At 73.1% G+C, this 12,994-nt stretch carries 8 protein-coding genes; 3 read left to right on the forward strand and 5 right to left on the reverse strand.

Going from position 1 to position 12,994, the window contains the following annotated elements; translation table 11 throughout:
* Positions 1-85: 85 nt before the first annotated feature.
* Positions 86-1,729, reverse strand: a complete 1,644-nt coding sequence (locus ABZT12_RS23770) for an ABC-F family ATP-binding cassette domain-containing protein (protein ID WP_356388029.1) — start codon at positions 1,727-1,729, stop codon at positions 86-88.
* 88 nt (positions 1,730-1,817) lie between these two features.
* Between ABZT12_RS23770 and ABZT12_RS23775 the strand changes: the two genes are divergently transcribed.
* The gene (locus ABZT12_RS23775; RefSeq protein WP_356388222.1) at positions 1,818-2,753 is read left to right on the forward strand and encodes an FAD-dependent oxidoreductase; all 936 of its coding nucleotides are present in this window, start codon (positions 1,818-1,820) and stop codon (positions 2,751-2,753) included.
* A gap of 54 nt (positions 2,754-2,807) precedes the next feature.
* Here ABZT12_RS23775 and ABZT12_RS23780 read toward each other — a convergent pair whose 3' ends face one another.
* Entirely contained in the window at positions 2,808-4,898 is a 2,091-nt protein-coding gene (locus ABZT12_RS23780; protein ID WP_356388031.1) for a LamG-like jellyroll fold domain-containing protein, read from the reverse strand.
* A 192-nt stretch (positions 4,899-5,090) separates the two neighbouring features.
* Positions 5,091-7,043: a Xaa-Pro dipeptidyl-peptidase gene (locus ABZT12_RS23785; RefSeq protein ID WP_356388033.1), complete on the reverse strand. Its 1,953-nt coding sequence runs from the start codon at positions 7,041-7,043 to the stop codon at positions 5,091-5,093.
* A 206-nt stretch (positions 7,044-7,249) separates the two neighbouring features.
* Between ABZT12_RS23785 and ABZT12_RS23790 the strand changes: the two genes are divergently transcribed.
* Positions 7,250-8,752, forward strand: coding sequence for a M1 family metallopeptidase (locus tag ABZT12_RS23790; protein ID WP_356388035.1), 1,503 nt, complete (start codon positions 7,250-7,252; stop codon positions 8,750-8,752).
* A 40-nt stretch (positions 8,753-8,792) separates the two neighbouring features.
* Here ABZT12_RS23790 and ABZT12_RS23795 read toward each other — a convergent pair whose 3' ends face one another.
* Complete coding sequence (locus tag ABZT12_RS23795; protein WP_356388037.1) at positions 8,793-9,722, reverse strand: adenosine kinase; 930 nt, start codon at positions 9,720-9,722, stop codon at positions 8,793-8,795.
* A gap of 203 nt (positions 9,723-9,925) precedes the next feature.
* Here ABZT12_RS23795 and ABZT12_RS23800 point away from each other — a divergent pair, with 203 nt between their 5' ends.
* Complete coding sequence (locus tag ABZT12_RS23800) at positions 9,926-10,630, forward strand: MerR family transcriptional regulator (RefSeq protein ID WP_356388039.1); 705 nt, start codon at positions 9,926-9,928, stop codon at positions 10,628-10,630.
* Positions 10,631-10,729: 99 nt separating this feature from the next.
* Here ABZT12_RS23800 and ABZT12_RS23805 read toward each other — a convergent pair whose 3' ends face one another.
* Positions 10,730-12,904, reverse strand: a complete 2,175-nt coding sequence (locus ABZT12_RS23805; RefSeq protein WP_356388041.1) for a 3-hydroxyacyl-CoA dehydrogenase NAD-binding domain-containing protein — start codon at positions 12,902-12,904, stop codon at positions 10,730-10,732.
* Positions 12,905-12,994 lie beyond the last annotated feature (90 nt).

The raw sequence follows: 12,994 nt of genomic DNA on the forward strand, positions 1-12,994 counted from the left end.
TGGCCGGCGGACCCCTCCCGCCCCGGAACCAGCCACGCCACGGCTCCGCCACCAACCCCACGGCGGCCGGGGTGGGCGGCGGCCCCTACCGGTGCTCGGTCACCTTGCCGCCCGCGACCTCCAGGCGGCGGGTCACCTGGACCGCGTCGAGCATGCGGCGGTCGTGGGTGACCAGGAGCAGCGTGCCCTCGTAGGCGTCGAGGGCGGACTCCAACTGCTCGATCGCGGGCAGGTCGAGATGGTTCGTCGGCTCGTCGAGGACGAGGAGGTTGACGCCCCGGCCCTGAAGGAGGGCGAGGGCGGCGCGGGTGCGTTCGCCCGGCGAGAGGGTCGCCGCCGGACGCAGGACATGCTCCGCCTTCAGTCCGAACTTGGCGAGCAGCGTGCGGACTTCGGCCGGTTCGGTGTCCGGGACGGCCGCGCCGAACGCGTCCAGCAGCGCCTCCGGACCGTGGAACAGCTCACGCGCCTGGTCGACCTCGCCGACCAGCACCCCCGAGCCGAGCGCCGCGTGCCCGGCGTCGAGCGGGACCCGGCCGAGCAGCGCGCCGAGGAGGGTCGACTTGCCGGCGCCGTTCGCGCCGGTCACGGCGACCCGGTCGGCCCAGTCGATCTGGAGGGAGACCGGGCCGAAGGCGAAGTCGCCGAGCCGCACCTCCGCGTCCCGCAGCGTCGCGACGACCGCGCCCGAGCGGGGCGCCGACGCGATCTCCATGCGCAGGTCCCACTCCTTGCGCGGCTCGTCGACGACATCGAGCCGCTCGATCATGCGCTGGGTCTGCCGGGCCTTCGCGGCCTGCTTCTCGCTGGCCTCGCTGCGGAACTTGCGGCCGATCTTGTCGTTGTCGTTGTTCGCCTTGCGACGGGCGTTCTTGACGCCCTTGTCCATCCAGGAGCGCTGGGTCTGGGCGCGGTCCTGGAGGGCCGTCCGCTTGTCGGCGTACTCCTCGAAGTCGTCGCGCGCGTGCCGGCGCGCCACGTCCCGCTCCTCGAGATAGGCCGCGTAACCGCCGCCGTAGAGGTTGATCTGCCCCTGGGCCAGGTCGAGTTCGAGGACCTTGGTGACGGTGCGGGTGAGGAACTCGCGGTCGTGGCTGACGACGACCGTGCCCGCGCGCAGGCCGGAGACGAAGCGTTCGAGGCGCTCCAGGCCGTCGAGGTCGAGGTCGTTGGTGGGCTCGTCGAGGAGGAAGACGTCGTAGCGGGAGAGGAGGAGCGAGGCGAGGCCGGCCCGTGCCGCCTGGCCGCCGGAGAGGGAGGTCATCGGCTGGTCGAGGTCGACGGCGAGGCCGAGCGAGTCGGCGACCTCCTCGGCCCGCTCGTCGAGGTCGGCGCCGCCGAGGTCGAGCCAGCGTTCGAGGCTGTTGGCGTACGCGTCGTCGGCGCCGGGCGCGCCGTCCACCAGGGCCTGGGTCGCCTCGTCCATCGTCCGCTGGGCCTCGGCGACGCCGGTGCGGCGGGCCAGGAACGCGCGCACGCTCTCGTCCGGGCGCCGCTCCGGCTCCTGCGGGAGGTGCCCGACGGTCGCCGACGGCGGGGAGACGCGCAGCTCGCCCTCCTCCGGGGCGAGGAGCCCGGCAAGCATTCTGAGGAGGGTGGACTTGCCCGCGCCGTTGGCACCGACCAGACCGATCACGTCTCCGGGCGCGACGACGAGGTCGAGTCCGGAGAAGAGCGAGCGGTCGCCGTGCCCGGCGGCGAGATTCTTGGCGACGAGGGTGGCAGTCATCAGGTTGCCGATCCTAATCGGTCCCGGTGGGCCCCCTGCCGGCCACGTCGGCTACTGTCCCCGCGTGAGCAGCGACGTGTACGACGAGATCGTCGTGGTCGGCGGCGGGGTCATCGGGCTGACGACGGCCGTGGTGCTGGCCGAGCGCGGACGCCGGGTGCGGGTGTGGACGCGGGACCCCGTCGAGCGGACCACCTCGGCGGTCGCGGGCGCGCTGTGGTGGCCGTACCGGATCGAGCCGGAGGCGCTGGCCGGCGCGTGGGCGCTGGAGTCCCTCGCGGTCTACGAGGAGTTGGCGGCGCGGCCCGCGGAGACCGGTGTGCGCCTGGTCGGGGGCGTGCACGGCGGCACCCGGCTGGAGGAGCTGGGGCCGTGGGCGGCCCGGGTGCCGGGGCTGCGGGCGGCCCGCGCCGACGAGTACGCGGGCGGGGGTCTGTGGGCCCGGCTGCCGTTGATCGACATGGCGGCGCATCTGCCGTGGCTGCGGGAGCGGTTGCTGCGGGCGGGCGGGACGGTCGAGGACCGGTCGGTGACGGATCTCGCGGAGGTGCAGGCCGCCGTCACGGTCAACTGCACCGGCCTGGCCGCCCGGGAGCTGGTGCCCGATCCGGCGGTACGGCCGGTCCGCGGTCAGCTGGTCGTGGTGGAGAACCCCGGCATCACCACCTGGCTGACGTCGGTGGACCACACGGCCGAGGTCTCCACCTACTTCTTCCCGCAGCCGGGCGGCCTCATCCTGGGCGGCACCGCCGAGGAGGACGTCTGGTCCCTGACGCCCGACCCCGCGGCGGCCGAGGCGATCGTCGCCCGCTGTGCGGCGATCCGCCCGGAGATCGCCGGGGCGCGCGTCCGGGAGCACCGCGTGGGGCTGCGGCCGACCCGTCCGGCCGTGCGCCTGGAGCGCGAAGTACGGCCGGACGGGCGGGTGTTGGTGCACAACTACGGCCAGGGCGGGGCTGGGGTCACGGTGGCGTGGGGGTGTGCGCGGGAGGCGGCCGGGCTGGCGGAAGCGGCCGCTTCCTGACCGACCCAGACCGGCCCAGACCGACTGCGTCCGGCGGTGCCCGACTGCGACCGGCTAGGCGTTCATGAACTGGTCGGGGCGCAGCGCCCTGCCGGTGATCCGGACATCGCCGATGGTGCCGTGGAAGACCTGGTCGACCGCGCCGGCCCACTGGTAACCGCCCAGCAGGAACGGCAGGTCGAGGGTGGTCAGGCCGACGGCCCTGCTGGTGGGATTGCGGCCCTCCTCGCAGCCGTTGACGTAGAGCTTGCTGATCCGGCCGTCGTTGACGACGGCCACGTGCCACCACTCCTCCTGCTGGAGCAGGTGGCTCCAGGCGGTCGTGGCGCCGTCCTGGTTGAGCGGGTAGGCGTTCCACTGGAGCTCGACGGAGCTGGAGAGGCTGAGGGTGAGGACGGGTTCCTCGGCGGTGGCGGAGGGCCCGTTCTTGCCCGCCTGGGCCGCGGTGCCCGCGCGGCTGAGCAGCGCCGACCAGCCGTTGCGGCCGCCGTCCCAGTCGGCCGGCACCTTGAAGAAGGTCTCGAAGGTGTAGCCGTGGGCGAACGTCTCGCGGTTGAGCGGCGCCTTGTCGACCGTCCGCAGGTAGGCGCCGCTGACCGGGTTGCCCTCCCCGGCGAAGACCAGGCCCGCGTGTCCGGGCTGGTCGGGGTGGTGGTCGCCGGTCCAGGTGAGCGCGTGCGCGGGGGTGCCGGGGACGCTCTGGAGGACGAGGTCGTTGCCGTGGCCCGTCTGGTCCTTGACGACCGTGCCGGCGGCGACGTCGGCGCCGGGCGCTCCGCCCTCGTCGAAGCGCCAGTAGGCCAGCGTGCCGGGCAGCAGCATCCGCCGGGCGGGGCGGGCCTTGCGCGGCTCCACCGGGGCGAAGCCGGCGAAGCGCTCGTCGAAGTCGATCGGTATCGAGAAGGAGTCGGCCTTCGACGTCAGTTCGAGTTCCTGGGCGGCGAGGGAGTTCAGCTCGTTGTTCGCCGCCAGTTCGCGGATCCACGGCGAGAAGGTGGCGATGTCGATCGTCCCGCGGTCGAGGTCGAACCGGTAGGAACGGATCATGCCCGCGCCGCCGTAGTAGCGGTCCTGGTAGTTGGTGATGTGCAGGTGGACATCGTGGCCCGCGCCGTTCTTCAGCACCGTGCTGCCGGGCGGCCAGTAGTGGCCGTTCAGGGTGAGGAAGATCTGGTCGTTGTCCTTGATCAGGCCGTCCCACAACTGCTGTCCGTAGCCGGAGAGTCCGGCCGTGCCGTCGTCGTAGGAACCGACGAGTTCGTGGGTGGTGACGATCACCGGCAGGGTCGGGTTCGCGGCGATGACGGCGTTGGCCCAGGCGAACCCCTTCGCCGACAGGCGCCAGTCCAGGGAGAGCAGCAGCCACTCGCGGCCGCCCGCCTCGAAGACGTGGGCCGTGTTGTAGCCGTCGGGGCTGGAGGAGTGGTAGCCGGGCGTCTTCCTGGCCCGCGCCGGTCCGAAGGTGTCCAGGTAGGGTGTCGCGCCGCGCTGGTCGTCGGAGGAGACGTCGTGGTTGCCGGCCAGCACACCGTACGAGGCGCCCGCGCGGTCCAGCATGTCGAAGACCTTGGTGGCCGCCGCGTACTCCTCGGCGAGACCGTTCTGGGTGACGTCCCCGAGGTGCGCCAGGAAGACGATGTTCTCGTCGTTGCCGCCCGCGCGGCCCGCCGGGTCGAGGACGTACCGGAACGACGCCTCCATCGGGACGGGGTGGATGCGGTCCTGGTCGAACATGTACTGCGTGTCGGGCATGACGACGACCGTGAACCGGGGAGAGGCCGGGTCCGGGTCCCACTTCCCGCGCGGCGCGGGCGACATCGTTGTCCGGCCGTAGGGGTCGTCGTCCCCGCCGTCGCCGGCCGTGCGGTCGGCCGCGGCCGCGGGGGCCGCGCCCAGCAGTCCCGCGGCGGCCGTGCCCGCGCCGAGCGCGCCGGCCCGGTGCAGGAAGGTACGGCGGCTCGACGCCGCGACGCCGTCACCGTCGAGGTCGGCGGTGCGCGGGCACTCGCACCCCGTCGCCGCGTGCCCGTCGTGCGGGGCGGGGTCGTCGGGGCCGGCCGCCGTCGCCGTCCGGTCCGCGCCGCGGGCCGTCACCGGCGCCGGTCGGGTGCCACCGGTTCTGCCGTCCTCGGGTGAGCTGTTCATGTCCGCTCCCTTGCCTGGTGTCCGAACGGACTCACGCTAGGGAGGGCCGTGCTACGGCAGACTTGCGCGCCGGGTACCGGACGCCGAACACTCCCCCAACACCACCTCCGTCCCGCCCGGAACAGGGACATGGGCGGGGACCGGGCGGGGGCGGCGGCCGGTCGAGCGACCGCCGCCCCCGCGCGGAGCCGTTCAGCCGGCGTCGGGCATCCGCTGGACACCTCCCGGTGCGGCAACGCCCGTGCGCGTCGCGGGAGTTGACGCCGTGGCCGCCGTGCCCGAGGTGGCGCGGGCGAACGCCCCCGCGCCGCCGACCAGCGGGACGCGGGCCACGGTGCGGGACAGGTCCACGGTGAGGGTCGGGGTGGTGGACGGCGGATCGATGAGGTCCTTGTCCGTGCCCGCGACGATCAGGGCCAGCCGGTGGCCGGCCGGGACGACGTGGTCGGTCGCGGCCAGGTCGAGGGTGATGGTGTAGTCGGTGCCCGGGGTGAGCGGTACGCCCTTGCGGCCGGAGGCGTAGGTGCCGAGGTCGGCCCAGCCGCGGCTGAAGACCGTGGCGTCAACCGCCTTCGTACGGGCCTGGGTTGACAGGAAGCAGCCGGTGTCGCCGGCCGTGCCGGCGCCCCAGCAGGTGCGGTCGGTGAGAGTGGTGATGCCTTCGGCCGGGTCGGCGTAGTCCCGGATGGTGGCGGGGCCGAGGTCCACCAGGACCGCCGTGAGATGGGCCGTGGAGGTGGTGGGCGTCGCCGTGACCGTCACCTTCGAGGAGCCCGACAGACGCAGGTCCCGGCTGAGCGGCCGGGTCACGAAGCCCGCCTTGTCGGGGGTCGTCGTGTCGATCGTGGCCGCCCAGTCGGTCTCGCTCCGCCGGGGGTCGTCGGTGAACGTCTCGGTGCCCCGGCCCGCGGTGCGGCCGAGGGTGCCGACGCCCGGGACGGCGCCGGTGGCGGGGCGCAGGGTCGCGGCCGTCGTGGACCGCGGCGGCCAGACGGCGTCGGTGGTCCAGTGGTCCGGGGCGCGTTCGATGTCGGCCATGGGCTGCCGGTCGATGCCGTTGTCGTAGCCGAGGAGGGTGTGGTCGAACCAGCGGTGCAGGGTGTCGACCCACTGCGTGCGGCGGTAGTCGAAGGGGTCGACGTGCCCGGTCTGGGAGAGCCAGATCTTGCGCTCGACGCCGTGCGCGGCGAGGGCGTCCCACCACTGGCCGAAGTTCTTGGTGCGGACGTTGAGGTCCTGCGTTCCGTGGACGAGGAAGACGCTGGCCCTGACCTTGCCCGCGTCCTTGACGTAGTCGCGCGCGCTCCACAGGCCGGTCCAGTCGCCGGTGCGCGGGGCGCCGTCGACGAGCCGGCGCTGGACGGCGGCGCACCGGGACCGGGCGTCCGGGCTCTCGACGGCGTCGGAGAGCCAGTCGGGGCCGGAGTCGTAGAGGGGGGCGCCCTGGGCGAAGTAGTAGTCGTACCAGGAGGAGATCGCGCTGATGGGGACGATCGTCCTCAGGCCCGCTACGCCGGTCGCGGCGACGCCGTTGGCGATGGTGCCGTCCCAGCTCTTGCCGATCATGCCGGTGGCGCCGTTGGTCCAGGTGGCCCTGACCGCGGTCCCGCCGGTGCGGGTCGAGTACGCCTCGGCGCGGCCGTTGAGCCAGTCCACGACGGCCTTGGCGGACTGGATGTCGGAGCGTCCGCCGACGTCGACACAGCCGTCGGAACGGTTGGTGCCGGCCAGGTCGACGCCGACGAAGGCGTAGCCGCGGGGCACGAAGTAGTTGTCGTAGAAGAGCGGCATCCGGACCACGTCGCCCTGGGCGTCGTAGGTCTTCACCTGGCTCTCGTTGCCGCGCCCGCAGCAGGAGTAGTAGGGGCTGGCGTCCATGATGACGGGCACCTTGCGGCCCTGGGCGGCGGGTTCGCGGGGGCGGACGATGTCGGCGGCGACCCGGTCGCTCTTCCCGTCGCCGTCGCCGTCGAGGCCGGTGTCGACCCAGACGGCCTCGCGGACGGCGTGGGCGTAGGAGTAGACGGGCCTGCTCTCCCGCGGGGCGCCGTGGGCCGCCGCCGGGGTGAGGAAGGCCGCCATGAGGGCGGTGATGACCGTCGTCGCGAGCGGTCTCCAGATCGCGAAGCGCGTGCGTTTCGGCATGCGCGGACGCTACATCGGTCAACTCCCGCGCAGAAGAGGGCGATCGGATGACCGAGGGGGGCCGGTGACCGGCCGGGCGGGTGCGGCCGGTGGCCCGTGACGGCCGAATGGCGATCGTGTGACAGGCGGGGCCGTGGACACGCCCGCACGCACAGCGGCTGAATAGGCTCCCAACAGACTTGTCGTCCCTACGACTTGGAGTTCACGTGCACCGCAGAATCATCGCGCCGGGCGCACTCGCGGCGGCCTCCCTGTTGCTGGCGATCCCGGCATCGGCGGCGAGCTGCTCCCCCGGCGCGCCGGGCATCGGTGACCCCTACTACCCGGCCTACGGCAACGGCGGATACGACGTCTCCCACTACGACCTCGGACTGCGATACCAACCCGCCACCGACGAGTTGGCCGGTACGGCGACGATCCTCGCCAGGACGACGCAGGACCTGTCGCGGTTCGACCTGGACTTCCTGCTCGACGTGAGCGAGGTGCGGGTCAATGGCGCGCGGGCCACGTTCACCACCTCCGGCGAGCACGAGCTGGAGGTCACGCCGAAGACCCCGCTGGCGAAGAACACCCCCATCACCGTCGTCGTCCGCTACAGCGGGGTACCGTCGACGAAGAGCGCATACGGCTTCACCACCTGGCACCGCACCCCGGACGGCGCGGTCGCGGCCGACGAACCCGAGTCGGCCTGGTGGTGGTTCCCGAGCAACGACCACCCCAGCGACAAGGCGACCTACGACGTGTCGGTCACGGTGCCGGACGGCACCCAGGCCGTCTCCAACGGCACGCTCCAGTCGACGAGTTCACAGCTCGGCCGGACCCGTTACAGCTGGCGGCAGAACAAGCCGCAGGCCACCTACCTGGCCACGCTCGCCATCGGGAAGCTCGACCTGACGACCAGCACCTCGGACGGTGGTGTCCCGGTCCTCAACGCGTACAGCCGGAACCTCGGCGACAACGACGGGGCCGCACGGGCGAGCGTCGAGCGGACCGGCGAGATCGTCGACTGGCTGAGCGGCTACTTCGGGCCCTACCCGTTCGCCTCGGCGGGCGGTTACGTCCCCGACACCACCACCGGGTACGCGCTGGAGACGCAGACTCGCGTCTACTACAGCCCGAGGCAGTTCGCGAACGGCGCCAACACCTCCGTCGTCGTCCACGAGTTGGCGCACCAGTGGTACGGCGACGACGTGTCGCTCAAGGGCCGGAAGGACATCTGGCTCAACGAGGGGTTCGCGCGCTACGCCCAGTGGCTGTGGTCGGAGCACGAGGGCGAGGGCACCACACGGCAGCTCGCGCAGTACGTGTACGCCGCGCATCCGGCGGACGACGCGTTCTGGACCGTCGCGCCGGGCGACCCGGGGCCGGCGGACCAGTTCGACCTCGCGGTCTACGACCGGGGCGCGCTGGCGATCCAGGCGCTGCGCGACGAGGTCGGCGACGACGCGTTCTTCGCGATCCTGAAGGGCTGGCCGAAGGAGCACGCCTACGGGAACGCCTCCGTCGCCGACTTCCGCGGCTACGCCGAGCAGGTCTCCGGGAAGTCGCTCTCCGCGCTCTTCGACACCTGGCTCTTCCAGCCGTCGAAGCCGGCCGCCCCGGCGGCACGCACGGCGTCGATCGCGAGCGGCGCCGGCGCGGGGGCGGTCCCGGCGCGGCCCAGGTCCTGGCAGAAGATCGCCGCGACGAACGACGTGCACACGGGGTGACGCGGGGGCCGGCCCGGGGCTGCCCGTCTCCCCGGGCCGCCTACCGGGTTCCGGCCACCGGGGACTCCGGCCCGGCCGTGCGGAGCAGGAGTCCGGGCACGTCGATCGCGTCGACGTCCGTCGACGGCACCGTGCAGGCGTACGCCCCGGCGACGGCGCCGTAGCGGGCGCAGCGCAGCGGGGGCTCGCCGTTCAGCCGGCCGTAGAGGAAGGCGGCGGCGAAGGCGTCGCCCGCGCCGTTGGAGTCGATCACCGGGGCCGGGGGCGTGACGGCCGGGACGTGCGTGAACTCGCCGTCGGCCAGCAGGTACGCGCCCTCGGCGCCGGCGGTGGCGACGACCGATCCGGCGCGGCCCCGGGCGGCGATGGAGCGCAGGGTGTGTTCGATGTCGCCGGTCAGCGCGGTCGTGGAGAGGAAGACGAGGTCCGCCGCGCGGGCGAACGGCTCGTGGTAGGGGTTCACGCCGTCCCAGTCGTGCAGGTCGGTGGAGATGGTCACGCCGCACTCCAGCAGGGCGGGCAGGGCGTGGGCGCACGGCTGGGTGAGGGAGACGTGCACGTGCCGGCTCGCGCCGGCCAGCGCCCGGACCGTGGCCTCCGGCAGGCGGTCGTCGGGGTGGGTGCGGCTGGTGTCGTAGAGCGAGAGCCGGCGGCCGTCGGGGCCGACGAGGTTGACCGCGCGTCTGGTGCCGGCCGGCTGGGTCACGGCGGTCAGCGGGATGTTCCGGTCGCGGTGGAGTGCGCGCACCAGGTCGCCCTCGGGGTCGTCGCCGAGCAGGTCGAGATGGTGGGTGCGCAGCCCCAGGGCCGCCAGTCCCAGGGCGACGAAGTCTCCGGTCTGGCCCGCGCGGGTGCGGATGCCGGAGTCGATGGGGTAGCTGTCGGCGTACGGGAGCGGCAGTTCGGGGACGTGGACGATGGTGTCGGCGCCCGCGCCGCCGAGGACGAGGACGTCGATGTCGCGGCTCATGGCGCTCCCCCGGCGATGTCTGCGGTCGGCTACGGGCAGCGAGTCAAGCAGCGGCCGGAGTTCGCCGCAAGGGCTTGCGCAATGTTCTGCAATTCCTTGCAGCGGCCCGTTGGTCGACCGACCGGTCCCGGCCGCCGCTTCCCGGCGTCCGGCGGGTACGCACGAGGTGTCACACCGTCGGTGGCACAGCGATACTGCTGCGCATGACGACCCACACCGAGGAGCCGGCGCTCACCATCGACGAACTGGCCGCGCGGGCGGGGGTCACGGTGCGCACGGTCCGCTTCTACGGCACCCGGGGACTGCTGCCGCCCCCGGTGATCGGTCCGCGCCGGGTGGGGCACTACGGGCAGGCGCATCTCTCCCGGCTCGCGCTGATCGAGGAGTTGCGGCACCAGGGGATGACGCTGGCCGCCATCGAACGCTATCTGGCGCGGCTCCCGCCCGGCCTCAGCGCGCAGGACCTCGCGATCCACCGCGCGGTCGTCGCCTCCTGGGCGCCGGACACGGTGGAGACCCTGGACCGCGCGGAGCTGGAGCGGCGGGCGGGCCGGTCCCTGACCGAGGAGGACGTCGGACGGCTGGCCGCGATGAGCGTGCTCGTCCCCGACGACGGCGCCTACCGCGTGGACTCCGGTCTGCTCCGGCTCGGGGTACGGCTGCTGGACGTGCCGCTGTCGCAGGAGGTGATCCTGGCCGCGCGGAACGTGCTGACCGAGCACTCCCGTACGGCGGCCCGCGAGCTGTCGGGGCTGCTGCGCGACGCGGTGTCCGAACGGGCCGCGCAGGACGTCAGGTCACTCTCCGCGGAGATGCAACCCCTCGTCGTACAGGCCCTCCTGACGACCTTTCAGCGCTCGCTCCGGGAGGAACTGCGCGCCTGGGTGCGGGAGTCGGCGCAGGACTGAGCGGGCCGGGAGGCGGCACCGCGCGGGACTCCGCCCGCGGACCCGGTCCCCCGGTGCGGTGGGGGACCGGGAGTCGCGGGGCCCGGCGGTCTCGTGGGGTCAGCGCGTGGCGCCGAACCGCTCCCCCTTCTCCGCCTTCTCGACGAGCAGCGCGGGCGGCGTGAACCGCTCCCCGTAGCGGTCGGCGAGTTCACGCGCGCGTGCCACGAAGCCGGGCGGTCCCCCGTCGTAGCCGTCGATGTACTGCAGGACGCCACCCGTCCAGCCGGGGAAGCCGATGCCGAGGATCGATCCGATGTTGGCCTCGGCGACGGAGGTCAGGACGCCCTCTTCGAGGAGTCTGACGGTGTCGAGCGCCTCGGAGAAGAGCATGCGTTCCCGCATGTCCTCGAAGGGGATCTCGTGGCCGGGCCCGGTGAAGTGCTCGCGCAGTCCCGGCCAGAGCCGGGTGCGCCGGCCGTCCTCGTAGTCGTAGAAGCCCCCTCCGCCGCTGCGGCCGGTGCGGCCGAACTCGTCGACCATGCGGTCGATGACGGCCTCCGCGGGGTGGCCGGGCCAGGTGCCGCCCGCCTCCTCGACCGCCCGCCTCGACTCGTCGCGGATCCTGCGCGGGAGGGTGAGCGTCAACTCGTCCATCAGGGCGAGGACCTTGGCCGGGTAGCCCGCCTGGGCGGCGGCCTGCTCGACCGAGGCGGGCGCGATGCCCTCGCCGACCATGGCCACGCCCTCGTTGAGGAAGTGGCCGATGACGCGTGAGGTGAAGAAGCCGCGCGAGTCGTTGACGACGATGGGCGTCTTCCTGATCTGCCGGACCAGGTCGAAGGCGCGGGCGAGTGCCTCGTCGCCGGTCCGCTCGCCCTTGATGATCTCGACGAGGGGCATCTTGTCGACCGGCGAGAAGAAGTGCAGTCCGATGAAGTCGGCCTGGCGCTCGACGCCTTCGGCGAGGGCCGTGATCGGCAGGGTGGAGGTGTTGGAGCACAGCAGGGCGTCGGGCTCGACGACGTGCTGGATCTCCTGGAACACCTTGTGCTTGAGGGCGGTGTCCTCGAAGACGGCCTCGATGACGGCGTCGCAGCCCTTGAGGTCGGCCGGGTCGGCCGTCGGCGTGATGCGGGCGAGCAGCGCGTCGGCCTGCTCCTGGGTGCTGCGGCCCCGGGAGACCGCCTTGGCGCAGAGCTGCTCGGAGTAGGCCTTGCCCTTCCGCGCCGCCTCCGGGGACACGTCCTTGAGGACGACGTCGATGCCGGCCCGGGCGCACGCGTAGGCGATGCCCGCGCCCATCATCCCGGCGCCGAGGACCGCGGCCCGGCGGACCGGGCGGGGCTCGACGCCCCGCGGCCTGCCGGCACCGGAGTTGACGGCCTGGAGGTCGAAGAAGAAGGCCTGGATCATGTTCTTGGAGGTCTGGCCGGCGGCCAGTTCCACGAAGTAGCGGGCCTCGATGACCTGGGCGGTCTCGAAGTCCACCTGGGAGCCCTCGACGGCGGCGGCGAGGACGGCGCGCGGCGCCGGGTAGGGCGCTCCGTTGGTCTGCTTGCGCAGGTTCGCCGGGAACGCGGGCAGGTTCGCCGCGAACCCGGGGCTGGCCGGGGTGCCGCCCGGAATGCGGTACCCGGGGGTGTCCCAGGGCTGGCGCGACTCGGGGTGGGCGTCGATGAAGGCGCGCGCCTTGGCGGTCAACTCCTCGGGTGTGGCGGCCACTTCGTGGACCAGGCCGTTCTCCTGGGCGCGCCGCGCGTTGTACTGCGTGCCCTGGAGGAGGACCTTCAGCAGGGCGTCGGTGATGCCCAGCAGGCGTACGGTACGGACGACTCCGCCGCCGCCCGGGAGCAGCCCGAGCGTGACCTCGGGGCAGCCGATCTTCGTGCCGGGGGTGTCCAGGGCGACGCGGTGGTGGCAGGCCAGGGCGAGTTCGAAACCGCCGCCGAGGGCCGCGCCGTTGATCGCCGCGACGACCGGCTTGCCGAGGGTCTCGATGCGGCGCAGGTTCCGCTTGATCGCGAGACCGCCGTCGAAGAGGTCCTGGGCGGTGTCGGGGGTGACCCGGATCAGGTCCCGCAGGTCGCCGCCGGCGAAGAAGGTCTTCTTGGCGGAGGTGATGACGATGCCGCGGACGGAGTCCCGTTCGGCCTCCAGGCGGTCGGTGACGGCCGCGAGGGAGGCGCGGAAAGCCGCGTTCATCGTGTTCGCGGACTGGTCGGGGTCGTCGAGGACGAGGGTGACGACACCGGTGTCGTCCTGTTCCCAGCGGATGGTGGTGCTCTCGGTCATGTCGGGGGTCTCCGTCGAGGTCTGAAGTCTTCGCCGCCACCGGAGGGTCGGGGCTCTCCGGTGGCCGGGCCGGAGCGGGCCGGCGGCCGC

Origin of the sequence: Streptomyces sp. NPDC005423 (genome assembly GCF_040606415.1) — a bacterium.
In the GTDB taxonomy this organism is placed as follows: domain Bacteria; phylum Actinomycetota; class Actinomycetes; order Streptomycetales; family Streptomycetaceae; genus Streptomyces.